Source organism: Nocardia cerradoensis NBRC 101014, assembly GCF_000308535.1.
In the GTDB taxonomy this organism is placed as follows: domain Bacteria; phylum Actinomycetota; class Actinomycetes; order Mycobacteriales; family Mycobacteriaceae; genus Nocardia; species Nocardia cerradoensis.
Window position 1 is genome coordinate 56339 of the sequence record NZ_BAFW01000146.1, and the last position, 13743, is coordinate 70081.

General features: G+C 69.3%; 16 protein-coding genes. 5 read left to right on the forward strand and 11 right to left on the reverse strand.

Annotated elements, in window-relative coordinates; genetic code table 11:
* From ON23_RS15470 to ON23_RS39800, 5 genes are all read right to left on the reverse strand, one after another.
* Complete coding sequence (locus ON23_RS15470; RefSeq protein ID WP_039778981.1) at positions 1–1146, reverse strand: ABC transporter substrate-binding protein; 1146 nt, start codon at positions 1144–1146, stop codon at positions 1–3.
* Positions 1143–1871, reverse strand: coding sequence for an ABC transporter ATP-binding protein (locus ON23_RS15475; RefSeq protein ID WP_039778983.1), 729 nt, complete (start codon positions 1869–1871; stop codon positions 1143–1145). The genes ON23_RS15470 and ON23_RS15475 overlap by 4 nt, the downstream gene beginning before the upstream one ends.
* Positions 1847–2878, reverse strand: a complete 1032-nt coding sequence (locus ON23_RS15480; protein ID WP_039778984.1) for an acyl-CoA dehydrogenase family protein — start codon at positions 2876–2878, stop codon at positions 1847–1849. Before ON23_RS15480 ends, ON23_RS15475 begins: the two co-directional genes overlap by 25 nt.
* Entirely contained in the window at positions 2875–3396 is a 522-nt protein-coding gene (locus tag ON23_RS15485) for a DUF4242 domain-containing protein (RefSeq protein ID WP_039778985.1), read from the reverse strand. The genes ON23_RS15480 and ON23_RS15485 overlap by 4 nt, the downstream gene beginning before the upstream one ends.
* A 108-nt stretch (positions 3397–3504) precedes the next feature.
* Complete coding sequence (locus ON23_RS39800; protein WP_373282192.1) at positions 3505–3585, reverse strand: putative leader peptide; 81 nt, start codon at positions 3583–3585, stop codon at positions 3505–3507.
* Positions 3586–3648: 63 nt separating this feature from the next.
* On the opposite strand from ON23_RS39800, the gene ON23_RS15490 reads away from it, so the two are divergent.
* The 3 genes from ON23_RS15490 (at position 3649) to ON23_RS15500 (ending at position 5361) form a co-directional block, all read left to right on the forward strand.
* On the forward strand, positions 3649–4251 hold the full coding sequence (locus ON23_RS15490) for a TetR/AcrR family transcriptional regulator (RefSeq protein WP_051042752.1): 603 nt from the start codon (positions 3649–3651) through the stop codon (positions 4249–4251).
* A 77-nt stretch (positions 4252–4328) separates the two neighbouring features.
* The gene (locus ON23_RS15495) at positions 4329–5099 is read left to right on the forward strand and encodes a trans-aconitate 2-methyltransferase (protein ID WP_039778986.1); all 771 of its coding nucleotides are present in this window, start codon (positions 4329–4331) and stop codon (positions 5097–5099) included.
* Between the two features lie 88 nt (positions 5100–5187).
* Positions 5188–5361 carry a hypothetical protein gene (locus tag ON23_RS15500; protein WP_157170227.1) on the forward strand — a complete coding sequence of 58 codons (174 nt, stop codon included), beginning with the start codon at positions 5188–5190 and terminating at the stop codon, positions 5359–5361.
* 27 nt (positions 5362–5388) lie between these two features.
* Here the strand turns inward: ON23_RS15500 and hpnE are convergent, their stop codons facing one another.
* Complete coding sequence (gene hpnE / locus ON23_RS15505; RefSeq protein WP_063821276.1) at positions 5389–6813, reverse strand: hydroxysqualene dehydroxylase HpnE; 1425 nt, start codon at positions 6811–6813, stop codon at positions 5389–5391.
* A gap of 150 nt (positions 6814–6963) precedes the next feature.
* Between hpnE and ON23_RS15510 the strand changes: the two genes are divergently transcribed.
* Complete coding sequence (locus ON23_RS15510; protein WP_039778988.1) at positions 6964–7659, forward strand: class I SAM-dependent methyltransferase; 696 nt, start codon at positions 6964–6966, stop codon at positions 7657–7659.
* An 11-nt stretch (positions 7660–7670) separates the two neighbouring features.
* Here ON23_RS15510 and ON23_RS15515 read toward each other — a convergent pair whose 3' ends face one another.
* From ON23_RS15515 to ON23_RS15530, 4 genes are all read right to left on the reverse strand, one after another.
* Positions 7671–8636, reverse strand: a complete 966-nt coding sequence (locus ON23_RS15515) for an ABC transporter substrate-binding protein (RefSeq protein WP_039778989.1) — start codon at positions 8634–8636, stop codon at positions 7671–7673.
* 61 nt (positions 8637–8697) lie between these two features.
* Positions 8698–9456 carry an ABC transporter ATP-binding protein gene (locus ON23_RS15520; RefSeq protein WP_039778990.1) on the reverse strand — a complete coding sequence of 253 codons (759 nt, stop codon included), beginning with the start codon at positions 9454–9456 and terminating at the stop codon, positions 8698–8700.
* Position 9457: 1 nt separating this feature from the next.
* The gene (locus tag ON23_RS15525; RefSeq protein ID WP_039778991.1) at positions 9458–10309 is read right to left on the reverse strand and encodes an ABC transporter permease; all 852 of its coding nucleotides are present in this window, start codon (positions 10307–10309) and stop codon (positions 9458–9460) included.
* Between the two features lie 52 nt (positions 10310–10361).
* Positions 10362–11693, reverse strand: a complete 1332-nt coding sequence (locus ON23_RS15530) for an aryl-sulfate sulfotransferase (protein ID WP_039779105.1) — start codon at positions 11691–11693, stop codon at positions 10362–10364.
* A 155-nt stretch (positions 11694–11848) separates the two neighbouring features.
* Between ON23_RS15530 and ON23_RS15535 the strand changes: the two genes are divergently transcribed.
* Positions 11849–12889, forward strand: a complete 1041-nt coding sequence (locus ON23_RS15535) for a LacI family DNA-binding transcriptional regulator (protein WP_039778992.1) — start codon at positions 11849–11851, stop codon at positions 12887–12889.
* A 39-nt stretch (positions 12890–12928) separates the two neighbouring features.
* Here the strand turns inward: ON23_RS15535 and ON23_RS15540 are convergent, their stop codons facing one another.
* Entirely contained in the window at positions 12929–13738 is an 810-nt protein-coding gene (locus ON23_RS15540; protein WP_039778993.1) for a DUF2382 domain-containing protein, read from the reverse strand.
* Positions 13739–13743: the final 5 nt, after the last annotated feature.

A 13743-nucleotide genomic window follows, 5' to 3' on the forward strand; every position in this document is an offset into this window, starting at 1 on the left:
TCACGATGGATCGATCTCCTCGATGCGAGTGAGCCCCGCGGGCAGTCCGAAGGCAGCGGGCCCGCCCGCGCGGTCCAGGGCGGAGCGGACGAAGCGGTCGTCGACGAGTTCGCCGTGCGCGCTCGCCGGATCCAAGCGGGACAGGAAGCGGGTGTCACCGTCGACGACGGTGTCGTGCATGGCGGTGGCGAGCGCGGCGGTGAAACTCGGAAAGGGGAAGGGCTGGAAGCCGATTCGCTGCGGATGCCAGCCGGGATGCCGGACCGGGATCCGGTCGGAATAGGTCAGTGCCTTCGTGATCGCGGGCAGCGGTTGCGGAAGATATCTTCCCGCGAGCTGTTTCGCCGCCGCGGGGCGGTCGGCGCCGATCCGCAGCTGCGCGGCGACCACCGCGTCCACCACCGCCTGCGCTACGGCGGGCCGGCTGTCCAGAAGGTCCTGATGCACCACCAGCGCGCAGCAGGCGTGGTCGCGCCACAGGTCGCCGAGGAAGCGGTGGATATGCCCGACGCCGCGCAGTTCCGCTCCCGCGTTGAACGGGTCGGCGACGGTGAAGGCGCTGATCGACCCGTTGGCCAGGGCCGGAATCATATCCGAGGGACTCATCACGATCAGCTCCACGGTGCCCGCCGAGCGCGAGGCCGAACTCCGGATCACCGGCCGTAAACCGTTGGCGCGCAACCACTGCTGGATCACGATGTTGTGGATCGACCACCAGAACGGGATCGCCACCTGCGTACCGGCCAGTTCGCCGGGTTCGGTGATGCCGGGAGCGACGGTCAGGGCGGAACCGTTGGTGTGGTTCCAGCCGAGAATCCGAGCCGGGGCACCCAGGCCGAACCGCAGCTGAATCGCCATCGGCATCAGCAGGTGCACGATATCGACCTGGCGGGTGAGAAACGCCTCCGCCAGCGCGGACCAGCTGCGAAACAGGACGGGCTGGGCGAATTCGGGGCCGCGCTCGGCGATCAGCAGCGGGGCCGCGTCGGTGATCGGCAGATATCCGATACGCAACCGGTCACCGCCGATGCCGCGGCGGTCGGCCGCGGCCACGCCCAGATCGGCCAATCCGGCCAGCCCACCGGCGGCGACGAGTCCGGCGCAGCCGCACAGCAGGCCACGCCGCGAGATCGAGGGCGGCCTCATACTGTCACCGACACATCACGATAGCGGTCGATGATGCTGTGCCGCAGCGTGTTCCGCTCGTCGTCGGAGCCAGGGCGCGGGAACTGGGCCCGCACGGTGCCGCCGTGGCCGATCAGGACGATCCGGTCGCCCAGTCGCAGCGCCTCGTCGACGTCGTGGGTGACCAGGACGGTGGTGCAGCCGAGGTCCGCGACCAGCGCGGCGAGCCAGTCCTGCAGGTCGGCGCGCACCGCCGGATCCAGGGCGCTGAAGGGTTCGTCGAGCAGCAACAGCTGTGGCCGCACCGCGACGGCACGCATCACCGCGACCCGCTGCGCCTGCCCACCGGAGAGCTCATCGGGCATCCGTCCGGACAGCCCGGCCAGGCCGAACCGCTCGAGCAGCGCATCCGTGCCCGCGGGATCGAAATCAGCACGGTGACGAGCGAACCGGCCGCCGAACCGCACGTTGTCGCGCACGGTCAACCACGGCATCAGCAGCGGCTGCTGGAATACCATGCCGGTCGCCGGATTCGGCTGCCCGTCGCCCCAGCCGATACTGCCGCCGTCGAGCCGGTCCAGCCCGGCGATGATGCGCAGCAGCGTCGATTTGCCGCTGCCGCTGGGGCCGAGGATCACCAGCAACTCACCCGCCGCGACCTCCAGATCGACGCCGTCGAGGACCGGTGTGCCGTGGTGGGCGTAGCTCTTGCGCGCGCCCGCTAGTCGTACTGCGACAGTTCCCATCGCAATTGGCCTTCCGAGGGAGATTGAACGGGCAGGAAGGCGGCCTCGCGGAACCGCCGATTGGTATCGCAGCCACGCGCGAATCCGGCGCCGCCGCGCAGCGTCGATTCCAGCCGGGTGGCATCCACCGCGATCCGGGACGCGTCGAGCCGCACCCGGATCAGATCGGCCGGCGCGACCCGGCCCGGATCGGTGGCGAAGTCGTAGAGCCGCGCGCGCACCGATTCCTGCCGGGCCGCCAGACCGGTGTGCTCGCCGCGGAATGGGGCGCCGAGGCCGTCGAGCAAGCCCGCGGCCTCGGCCACCGATCTGCCCGCGATGCCGCTGCAGAACGCGGTCTGCAGGAGCAGGAATATCGGCCGGACGGCGGCGCCGAAAAGAGGCAGATCCGTGGTCACGACCTGCTCGTCGGGCACCTCGACGTGGTCGAAGATCAGCGCGGTCGAACCGGTGGCGCCCAGTGCCAGTAGTTCCGGCGCGGGTCGCACCCGCACGCCGTCGGCATCGGCGGCGACGACGGCGACACACCCCGATCCCTCCCGATCGCGGTAGGGAAACACGATCAGCGCGTCATCGAAGACGTTGGAGGCCCAGGCGATCGGCCCCGAGACCGAGCGGGTGGCACCCTCGTCGGCCCGCAGCGGCAACTCGCCGAGGCCGGCGAGATGTTTGAGTGCCGCGGCCATCGCGGTGACGCCCACCCGGCGCCCGGACGCGAGGTCGTCCAGGTACCGCGCCTGCACCGATTCCGGTGCACGCCGGACGTATTCGAGGGTCATCCGCTGGGCCCACAGCGAGAATCCGGCGGCGAGGCTTTCGGCGGCGACCTCTTCGACCACGGCCGCGAACTCGCGAATATCGCTGTCGCCCAATCCGATCGAGAGCAGATCCCGGGCCCCGATCTCGGCGATATCGGCCCGCACGTCGGTGGTGGCGGCATCGAGCGCGGCGGCGCGATCGCGCACGAAGGCGGCCACCGCCGCCCGGGCCGGTGCGGTGACGGTCATGTCCGCGGATCCGCGAGCGTGTGCAGCCGGTCGACCGGGGTGCTGACCGCGGCGCGCGCCCGCCGCACCGCCGCCTCGTCGGGCGCGTCGTAGAAGCACAGGCATTTGGCCGTGTCCTCGCGCACGTAGGTGCGCAGGAAGCTGACCTCGGGGACGTCAGCGTATTTCGGCGCATTGGCCTTCTTGCGCGCCAGGTAGGTGTCCATGTCGATCTCGGCGGGAATATCCCATTCGACCAGGTATCCGGCGGCGGGACGGGCGGCTTTGACGGTGGCGAGGTCGGCGCCGACCAGCCGCACCTGGTGGGGACCGTCGATCGCGGCCGCGAACACCTGGTCCGCGGCCAGTGCGGGAGCGGCGCATCCGGCGAATTCGGCGATCGCGAAGATACGGCCCGCACCGGCGGTGACCTGCGCCTCGATGAGTTCACCGCCCGCCTTGTCGGCGTGCGCGCCGAATTCGCCGATGGTGCGACCGGGCTCGCCGGTGGGCACGAGTTCGTACAGATACAGGGACATCGACAGCCGCCTTTCGGGACAGGCTCGGGGAAGGGCTCGACGGCCGCGCGGACACGGCGGCCGGAGATGTGCGCGAACGTACGACGTCTCGCGGGAAACGCGGACGCCTCAGCGTCGCCGGCGACAGGCAGCGCCCGCCACGCGCACGAGATCCACGTGCAGTCGGCGGGTGAGGTTGCTGCGGGTCACGCATTCAGACTAAACATGTACAGAACGTTCTGTCTACTCCGAGGGGTGGTTATGGTGGAAGGCGTGGCCACAACAACGGAGCCGGCCGAGCGGCAGCAGTCGACCCGGCGCGGCAAACCCGCGCCGGCGCAGCGCCTCCTGGACACCGCGACCGACCTGTTCTCGCGCTACGGCATCCGCGCGGTCGGCATCGACCGGGTGCTGGCCGAGGCCGGAGTGGCGCGGGCGAGCCTGTATCAGAGTTACGGCTCCAAAGACGCTCTGGTGCAGGCTTATCTGGAACACCTCGACCGCCGCGACCGCAGCCGCTGGGACGAGGCGGTGGCAGCGGTGCGCGAACCGGTGGACAAGGTGCTGACATTCTTCGATCTCGCACTGGCCTCGGCGCCCACCAAGGGGTTCCGGGGCTGCCAATACGCCAACGCGGCCACCGAATTCCCCGATCAGGCACTGGAACCGGTTGTGGCCCACCGCCGCTGGATGTTCGACACCCTGACCACCCTGCTCCGCGAATGCGGCAGCACCGACCCCGAGGAACTGGCCGTGCGCCTCCAGCTCGTCTACGACGGCGCGCTGTCGGGATCGAAATTCGCTCACTCGCTCGAACCGCTGCGGACGGGCCGCAGCCTCGCCGCGCAATTGATCGCCCAATCACTGCCACGATGACGGCGCGCCGAATCCGGCACCCAGCGGTAACATAACGCTCGTACGGTTTGCACACCTTCGGCGAGTGGGAGCGGCCCATGTGGGATCCCGAGAAGTACCGCAGTTTCGGCGACCATCGCTCGCGGCCGTTCTTCGAGCTGGTCGCGCGCATCGACGCGGAGAAACCGCGCCGAGTCGTCGACCTGGGGTGCGGGCCCGGACAGCTCACCGGCGCGCTGGCCCAGCGATGGCCGGAGGCGCGGATCGACGCGTTCGATTCCTCACCCGAAATGGTCGCGGCGGCACGGGAATCCGGTATCGACGCCGAAGTGCGCTCCGCCGAGGAGTGGCAGCCCGCCCCCGATACCGACGTCGTGGTGACCAATGCGGTGCTGCAGTGGGTGCCGACACACACCGCGCTGCTGCCGCAGTGGGTGGCGGCGCTACCGTCCGGGGCGTGGCTGGCGTTGCAGGTGCCGGGCAACTTCGACGCACCCTCCCATGTCGCCATCCGCGAACTCGCCGCGCGCGACGAGTGGCGGCCGCGCTTGGAATCGAGCGGCATCCTGCAACCCCGCGACGTCCTCGATCCGAGCGGATACGCGACGCTGCTCACCGCGGCCGGAGGCACGGTCGACGCCTGGGAAACCACCTATCTGCAGCGGCTGACCGGCACGGATCCGGTCCTCGAATGGGTGAGCGGAACCGCACTGCGGCCGGTCCGAAGCGCACTCGACGACGAAGCGTGGGCGGAGTTCACCGCGCAGCTCGCCCCGCTCCTGCGCGCGGCCTATCCCCAGCGCGCGGACGGGACGACCTGGTTGCCGTTCCGGCGGGTCTTCGCCGTGGCGCACAAATCCGGCGACTGACACCGCCGAATGGCCTGTGCCGCAACGCATGCCGCACCGGACGGACAACCCGGGTAGCATCGGTGCGACGATTCCGAAGGGGGACATCATGTCGTCGAACAGTCACCCGGAGCAGGCCGACGATCCACGTGCCCGGTGGCGCCGCCTGCCCGCCGAACCCGCCTACTACGTCGAGGAAACCGACGTCGACGGGAGTTCGTCGAGCTACTCGGTGCCCGCCGTCGACCCGGCCCAGGACTTCGTCCGGCTCTACGGCGCCTGATCCCGCTACCTGCCGCACCGGACGGCACTAAGTCAGGTAGCGGCGTACCGCGTCGACTGCGCGCCGGGCGCTCTCGGCGGCGGATTCCATGGTGGAGGGCAGTTCGGTGCGCGTCCAATCACCGGCGAGGAACAGGCCCCGCACCGGGGTGGTCTGGTCCAGGCGCAGGGATTCGAAGCCCGGATGCGCCGAGAAGGTGGCCTGCGGTTGGTGAATCACCTTGGTGCGCAACACTCTCGCCCTGCGCGCCTCGGGGTAGTGGGTGCGCAGCGATTCGAGCGCGGCCGCGACGAACGCCTCCCCGGGCAGGTGCACGACTTCCCAGGACGCGCTGACCGCCAGCGAATAGCAGTAACCGTCGCGGTGGTCGCCGTCGTGCATCCCGCTGGTGTCGAACACCCACTCGATGGTGGTGTCGCGCAGATTCTCGGCCAGCCGCACCATCCGCAGCGGACTGTCCAACCAGACGTAGACGCTCGAGATCGGCGCGGGCTCGATCTTGCGCGCGGGTGCGAAGAATTCGTGGCTGCCGAGCGCGCTGCGGTCCAGCAGGGTGGTCAGCGACCAGGGCGGCAGCGTGAGAATCGCGGCGTCACAGTCGATTCGCCGCCCGTCGGCGAGCCGCAGCCCGGTCAGCCGATCCCCATTCGGGCCGGCGTCGAGTTCCACATCGACCAGTTGCGTCCCGGTCACGATGCGCGCGCCGCGCTCCCGCAGATACCGCTCGGCGGGAGCGACGAACAGCTCGTGCAGGCTGACTCGCGGCCACACCGCGTCGCCTGCGCGGATGTTGCCCGCCAGCGCCCGCCGTCCGATGAAATGCAATGCCTGCGCGAAGGTGAAAGCCGAGACCCGGTCGGGCTTTTCGTTGAGCAGACCGATCACCAGTTGGTCCAGGCTCAGCCGCCGCAGGGAATGCGGCACGTCGAGCTCCCGGAACCACCGGTCGACGGTCATCCGGTCCAGCTCCGGCGACGGATTCCAGGCGGCGGCACCGATTCGCAGCCAACTGCGCAGCGCCGGAAGGCGATCGCGCAGCGGGATCGGCGGCCAGGCCATCCACGCCAGGCCCACGGTATTGCGGACCAGGGCCGGCAACCAGCGCGGTCCCCGGGTGGTCAGCAACCGGCCGGGACCGGTTCGGATCGCGAAAGGTGGCGCGTCCCAGCGTAATTGATCGGCGGTGCCGATGGTGTCGACGTAGCGCAGCAGGGCGTCGTAGCAACCGGCGAACAGATGCTGACCGTTGTCGACCAACTCGCCGACCCCGGCGACGTCGAAGGAGAATGTCCGCCCGCCGAGCCGGCCCCGCTTCTCCACGAGGGTGATGTCGAATCCCTGCTCGGCCAGCCACACGGCGGCGGACAGCCCCGCCAGGCCGCCGCCCACCACCGCGACATGCCGCGCACCCGGTACCTGATCGACGAGAGACTGAGTATCTATTTCACTCATCCGCTCATGCTACGAGGAACCGCTACCGGGCGCCGGGTTATCGAGCCCCGCCCCGGAAGCACTACCGCCCGCGTCCCGGCACGAGGCGCGGCCGTAGCATCGAATGAGCTCCATCCCTGTCTGATAGCCCCGACCGAACCGGAGGACATCATGACCACACCGGGCGATTTCACGTTCGAGAACGCATACCAGGGCGAGAGCGGCCCCTTCTCCGGCGCCAAACCGCCCTGGAGTATCGGCGAGCCGCAACCGGAGCTGAAAGCGCTTGCCGAACAAGGCAAATTCCACGGCGACGTCCTCGACGTCGGCTGCGGCGAGGCCGCGATCTCGCTGTATCTGGCCGAGCGCGGCTTCACGACGGTCGGACTGGACTCCGCCCCGACCGCCATCGAACTGGCCCGCGCCGAGGCCGAGCGGCGCGGACTGACCACCGCCGGCTACGAGGTCGCCGACATCACCTCGTTCACCGGCTACGACGGCCGCTTCGGCACCATCGTCGACAGCACCCTCTTCCACTCGATCCCGGCCGACCAGCGCGACGCATACCAGCGAGCCATCGTTCGCGCCGCGGCGCCGGGCGCGTCCTACTTCGTGCTCGTCTTCGACCGTAAAGCGCTACCGAATCCCCCCGAGGGTTTCGGCCCCAGTCCGGTGACCGAAGACGAACTGCGCGACGTGGTGGCGAAATACTGGGTCATCGACGACATCCGCCCGGCACGCATCCACGGCAACGATCTCCCTCGCGACGAGCGGTCACCGGTCCGATTCGACAACATCCGCGACGAGCCCGGCGGCCGCGTCTCGGTTCCCGCCTGGTTGCTGCAAGCCCACCTGGCTCTGGCCTGACCGGCGCCGGCCTACCCGCCCTGCGGCACGAACTTCGGTTCGGCGAGGGCCTGGTAGTCCGGCAGCTGGGCCGCTTTGTCCAGGGAACCCTGCGATTTCGCCCAGCCGGCCAACGTCGTCAGGGTGGCGGCGAGATCGGGTCGCAGCTGCAGGCGGAAGTCGAACTCGGGCAGGATCTTCCGGATGAGGTCCGCCGACAGCTGAGTCGATGCGGCAACCGCGGCGATCGCCGGCTCGGCTCCGGAGGTCAGCTGGGTTCCCGCCTCGCCCAGGGCCGCGAAGAAGGCGGTCAGCGCATCGGGTTTGCCGCTGACGGCGTTGTCGGTGGCCAGGTACAAGCTGTGCTGGCTGTAGGTGCCGCCGGCCAGTTCCACCGCGTCACCGCCGAGCGCGTCGATCACCTGGGCCTGGTACGGCTGGAAGATCGCGACCGCGTCCACGTTGCGCTGTCCGGCCGCGGTCACCATCGCCTGCGGTGCCACCTGCACCAGCTTCGCGCCGACATTGCTGTGCGACAACGCGTTCGACGCGAAGTACGCCGCACTGGTACCCAGCGGCGTCCCGACGGATCGGCCGCCGAGATCCGACAGTGACGCGATTCCCGCGCTGCGCCGGGCGACGATTCGTGAACCCTCCCAGCGAGATCCGTCGCCGACGATGCGCAGCGCGGGCGAACGGGTCAGCGCCGCCGCGGCCGGGACGTCCGCGGCGGTGGCGATATCGAGTTGGCCGGCGGCGAGCGCCTGCAGCGCCTCGACCCCGGTGGAGAAGTTGACGACCTTCACCTTCACCCCGTGCCGGTCGAAATATCCGCCCTGCTGTGCCACCGGTATCTGCGCCCAGGAGGGATCGACGACGAAACCGACGGTCAGGGTATGCGGATCGGAGTCGTCGGCGCCGGTGCATGCCGCCAGCGGGACGATCAGCGCGACGAACGCGAGGACTGCGATCACGGCGCGGGACATCAGTGTTTTCACGGGCTTCTCTTCATCTGCGGAGGGACGTAAAACGTTGTGATACAGGGGTTTCGAGAATGCGTCAGGGAACCGAGCGCACGATTCCGAGTTCGTGGTGCAGGCTGCGCCGCAGACCGCTGTACCCGGGCTGGTCGGCGAGCGTATCGGCGGGCCGCGGGCGGGGCAGCGGATTCGAGATCAGGTCGACGATCCGCCCGTCGCGCAACACGCCGATGGTGTCGGCCAACCGGATGGCCTCGTCCACGTCGTGGGTGACGAAGACGACGGTGCGTTGCAGCCGGGTCCACACATCGATCAGCAGATCCTGCATGTTGAGCCGGGTGAGTGCGTCGAGGGCGGCGAACGGTTCGTCCATCAGCATGATCCCGGGTTCACCGGCGAGCATGCGCGCGATGCCGACGCGCTGACGCATACCGCCCGACAAGTGACTCGGCCGCAGTCCGCCGACATCGGCGGGCAGACCGACGAGGTCGAGCAGTTCCGCGATGCGGTCCCGCCGCTCCCGTGTGGCGACTCCGTGTGCGCGCAAGGCGAATTCGATATTCGCCGCGACGCTCATCCACGGGAACAGCACATCGCGCTGGAACGCCACGCCTCGACGCGGATCGGGACCGGTTACCCGCTCCCCCGCGTCGGTGACCGTGCCGGAGGTGGGTGGCAGCAGGCCCGCGAGGCAGTGCAGCAGAGTGGATTTGCCGCTGCCGGAGGCGCCGACGAGGACGGTGAACGAGCCGTCGGGCACCGTCAGATCGATACCGCGCAGCGTGGGTCGCTCCGCGTTCGGGAAGCGCACCACCAGATCGTGTGCGGCGATCGCCATCTCAGTTCGCCTCCTTCGCCCAGCGCACCACTGGAGCCGTCACCGCCGCGATCGCCAGATCACAGGCCGCGCCGAGGACACCGAGCACGATCAGGCAGAAGATCAGCCGGTCGGCCTGGGAGAACAGCTGCGCCTGATAGATCCGATAGCCGATTCCCGCTGTGGTTCCGGTCATTTCGGCGACGACGATCAGCACGAACGCCATGGCGGCACCGACCCGGATCCCGCCCACCACGTCCGGCGTCGCCTCGGGCAGCACGATCCGGGTGAGCGTATGCCATCGCCTCGCGCCGAGACAGCGCGCGGCCTGCAGATAGTGCTCCGGCGTGCCGGCGAATCCGGAGTGGCTGTTGATCCAGACCGGGACGAACACGCCCAACGCGATGACCAGCACCTTGCTGTTCTCGCCGAGCCCGAACCACAGAATGGCCAGCGGAACCAGCCCGATGGTCGGGATCGGTGAGAGCAGCCGCAGCACGGGCTGCAACACCGCGCGGCCGACCCGGGTGGTCGAGGTGGCGATCGCGGCGAGTACGCCCGCGGCCACGCCGACCACGAGACCGAACAGCGCGCGCTGCAGACTCGCGGCGATATCGGGCAGCAGCAGACCGTCGCTACACAGCGCCTGCCCCGCGCGGGCGATCTGCGGCACGGTCGGAAACAGCTGGCGCGGAAAGCTTCCCGATGCGGCCACCAGCGACCACACGAGTGCGGCCAGCACCAGCCCGGCCGCGGTGCCGCCGACGGTCCGCCAGTGCCGCGGCAGCCGTGCGAGACGGATGCGATCGCGGCGCGGCGATGCCGGGGCGGGTGGCCCGGCGGTGTCCGGTGTGGTGCGCAGACTCGATGTCATGGGTCGAACTTCCTCGAGTGGATGACCGGCGGCCCGGCCGGTGAGAACCGGACTAGGCGCCCGGAGGAACAGTGCCGCGCAGGTCGACGGCGACCGGGGCGGACCGCGGCGCGCCGATCGGCACCCAGTCGAACGGAACCGCCTGCGCCCGATAGACCATCGGCGTCGCACTGAGGCGGTCCACGCCCGGCACGCGGGGCTCCCGGACCTCCGGTTCGCCCGCGACGCCGAGCCCCTCGTAGGGCGAGACGTACTCCCAGACCACCTGGCCCTGCGGCGTCACCTGGAAGATGCGCCCCTGCATGCCCTCGGTGATCAAGGTGTTGCCGTTGGGCAGCCGCTGCGCGTTGCTGACGAACGAGCTGAAGAAGGTCCACGACGGCAGACCCGAATCCTCGGCGGTGTACTGCCAGACGATCTGGCGCGTCGACGGATCCACTTCCAGCACACGGGATCCCGCGTAGATGCCCAGCGGTACCGGCGGATAACCGGCCCCGCCCTGGTTGTCGAAGATCAGAATGTTCCCGGCGCCCGGCAGGCCGTCGGCGATGAGGTGCGGATTGTGCTGCCCGGAGATCTGATCCAGCGGCCGCGGCACCTTGTGTGCGTTGATCCGCTGGTGTTGCGCTCCGGGCTCGGCGTCGAAGTACGGGCCCAGCCGCCACACGACGGCTTTCGTGGTCTTGTCGATCAGGGCGACGACATTGGCCTTGCGGCAGCTGATGAGGATGTTGTCCGGGTGGAAGACCGTGTGCGGGTCCGCGCGGTGCCAGTGATTGGGGCCCAGCGATTTCGCGCTGTTGATCTCCAGGTAGCCCCACGGATCGTCCGGATCGCGAAGCACCGTGGCGCGCAGCGCATCCCATCCTGCCTCGGAGAACCCCAGTTCGTGCAGGTGGTCGCCGGCGCGCCACTCCCACACGATCGCCCCGTCGGGGTCCACCTCGTAGAGTCCTTGATCGCCGATCGGATCGGAACCCAGACCGGGCACGATACGTGGGATGGTGACCAGCAGCAGCCGGTTGCCGTTCGGCAGCAACTCCCAGTCGTGATTCTGCCGCGCGGCGCCGCCGGGCGCCTCCCGTCCCCATTCCCACACCTTCTCCCCCGACCAGTCCAGTTGTCCCACAGTGCGATTGGCGTAGATGCCGCCGCGCGGATCGTCACCGGGCTCGAGTTGCACTCCGACGTCGCCGAGCCGGCCGTTGTTGAGTCCGGGGTCGAGGATGCGCGGCGGCACCCCAGCGAACGGCCATTCCCGGTGCACGTCGCCAGTGAGATCGATCAGCCGGGTGACACCGTCGGCCCCGGTGAAGAGGATGTAACTGTCGTGCGCCGCCTCCGGGTCGTGGTAGGTGACGCCGGTGAGTCGTACGAAGGCCATGCAGTTCACTCCATCAGTCACAGGTTGAGCGGGCGTGTCGCCGATGTTACGAATCTAATCGATTTGCGCCGCAGATCAGCCGTCCGCAGACTGTAATGATCCGGATGATTTCAAGTCTGGCCGAGCGAGGACGAACCGTTGAGGATGGAGCGAATGTGACTGTCAAACGCGCGACTCTCGCCGATGTGGCCCGCCGTGCGGGCACCTCCACCGCTGTGGTCAGTTACGTGCTCAACGACGGCCCGCGGCCGGTCTCGGAGTCGACACGCGCCCGGGTGGTGGCCGCGTTGGACGCGCTCAACTATCGGCCGGATCGGGCCGCGCGTGCGCTGCGCCGGCCGCGACGGTGGCGCCATCTCGGACTGCTCGTGCCGGATGTGCGGATGCCGCTGTTCGCCACACTGGTCGGGCACATCGAGGCCGAGGCGCGCCGACGCGACCACCTGACCCTGATCGGCAATACCGGTTACGACCCGGAGCGGGAAATCGAATTCGCCTCCGCCTTCACCGATTCCGGCATCGAGGGGCTCATCGTGGTGGGCGGCGCCAACGGCCGTGCCACCGCGGACCTGTGCCGCCACGCGCGCATCCCGATCGTGTGGGTCCACAACAACCGTGACGAGGTCGAGCCCGACGTCGTGGGCGCCGACCACATCCGGGCCGGCGCGTCGGCGACCCGCCATCTGACCGACACCCATCGCCGCGGCGACGTCGTGTTCGTCGGCGGCTTCACCGCCGGCGAAGTGGCACACGGCGACCGCGAGACGGTCGCGCAACGATACGAGGGGTATCGATCGGTCGTCGGCTCCGAGCGGGCGCGGCGGATCGCCACCGATCTCACCCCCGCCGGCGCCTATCACGCCGTCGGGCGCTACCTGGCCGGCAACCCGGCCCCGGACGGGCTGGTGGTCGGCACCTACGCGCAGGCCGCCGCGACCCTGCGCGCCGTCGCCGACGCGGGGTTGCTCGTCCCCCGGGACCTCTCCGTGGTGGGCTACGACACCGATACGGCCGACACCTACGCGGCGGTCACACTCACCGCCGTACGGCAGCCGATCGACGTCATCGCACGCCTGGCGCTGTCGCGCGTCCTGGATTCGGATGAGACTTCGAATCGGACACAGCCACCGGGCCCACCGGAACCGATCGTGACCCACCTGGCGATCGGCGAAACCTGTGGCTGCGCAACCCGATAGGGCCGGGCCCGGTCCGGGCCCGGCTCACACCATCAGTGGTCAGCGTTCGTCCGGGTAGCGGCGATCGTCGTAGCGCCCCGGATCGGTGCCCTCGGTGTCGATGCGCTCCTTGCGCACGGTGTCGCCGACGGTCTCCTGTTCCTCGACGTCGTCGACGGCCAAGCGCACCCGCTCGACCGGCACCGTCTCCTTGTCCACGGTCACCCGGTCACGGTGCAGGGTGACTTCCCGTTCCTCGTCGCCCAGAGAGGTCTGCCCGTACGCACCGGCGTCGGTGACCGGTTCGCGTTCCACCCGGACCTCTTCGTGGCTGGTGGGCACCGTCACGGTCTGATCCTCGGTGACGACGTACTTGCGCAGGCGCGCGGTGCCGACCTCCTCACGCTGCGTATCGACGTTCAAGCGCTCCTCGGAACGGATCAGGCCCTGGTCGCCGGTGGGATCGGTGGCAGCGTGGCGTCCGGACGGGGCGGCATCGGGACGCGCGGTCCCCTGCCCGTCGCGCATGGCACGGCCGTAGGCGTCCCAGCCGGAGTGGTTCGGGTCGACGTGGTAGTGGCGGAACAGCTGTTCCTCGCCCTCGCGGCTGATGTGCCCGTCCTGTTCGACGGCGGGCGCGGATTTGACCATTTCCTTGTCCACATTCACCCGCAGCGCGTCGGACTGCGGATTGTGCTGCGCCCCGACCAGCGGGACCAGCGAATCGTGGCGGAACAGTCCCGTGGACACCGATGCCCAGGTCGGCGAACCGGTTTCGTTGTTGACGTAGATGTTCTTGACCTTGCCGATCTTGTCGTCGTGCGAGTCGTACACGGTGCTGTCCATCAGAGTGTCGAGCTGTCCGGTCATGGTTG

Coding starts and splice junctions, on each gene's coding strand:
- ON23_RS15520 (WP_039778990.1), bottom strand. CDS start 9,456: ATGGCGATCGCCGCACACGATCTGGTGGTGCGCTTCCCGAACGCGGAG.
- ON23_RS15485 (WP_039778985.1), bottom strand. CDS start 3,396: ATGTCCCTGTATCTGTACGAACTCGTGCCCACCGGCGAGCCCGGTCGC.
- ON23_RS15540 (WP_039778993.1), bottom strand. CDS start 13,738: ATGACCGGACAGCTCGACACTCTGATGGACAGCACCGTGTACGACTCG.
- ON23_RS15480 (WP_039778984.1), bottom strand. CDS start 2,878: ATGACCGTCACCGCACCGGCCCGGGCGGCGGTGGCCGCCTTCGTGCGC.
- ON23_RS15500 (WP_157170227.1), top strand. CDS start 5,188: ATGTCGTCGAACAGTCACCCGGAGCAGGCCGACGATCCACGTGCCCGG.
- ON23_RS15530 (WP_039779105.1), bottom strand. CDS start 11,693: ATGGCCTTCGTACGACTCACCGGCGTCACCTACCACGACCCGGAGGCG.
- ON23_RS15495 (WP_039778986.1), top strand. CDS start 4,329: ATGTGGGATCCCGAGAAGTACCGCAGTTTCGGCGACCATCGCTCGCGG.
- hpnE (WP_063821276.1), bottom strand. CDS start 6,813: ATGAGTGAAATAGATACTCAGTCTCTCGTCGATCAGGTACCGGGTGCG.
- ON23_RS15510 (WP_039778988.1), top strand. CDS start 6,964: ATGACCACACCGGGCGATTTCACGTTCGAGAACGCATACCAGGGCGAG.
- ON23_RS15470 (WP_039778981.1), bottom strand. CDS start 1,146: ATGAGGCCGCCCTCGATCTCGCGGCGTGGCCTGCTGTGCGGCTGCGCC.
- ON23_RS15475 (WP_039778983.1), bottom strand. CDS start 1,871: ATGGGAACTGTCGCAGTACGACTAGCGGGCGCGCGCAAGAGCTACGCC.
- ON23_RS15525 (WP_039778991.1), bottom strand. CDS start 10,309: ATGACATCGAGTCTGCGCACCACACCGGACACCGCCGGGCCACCCGCC.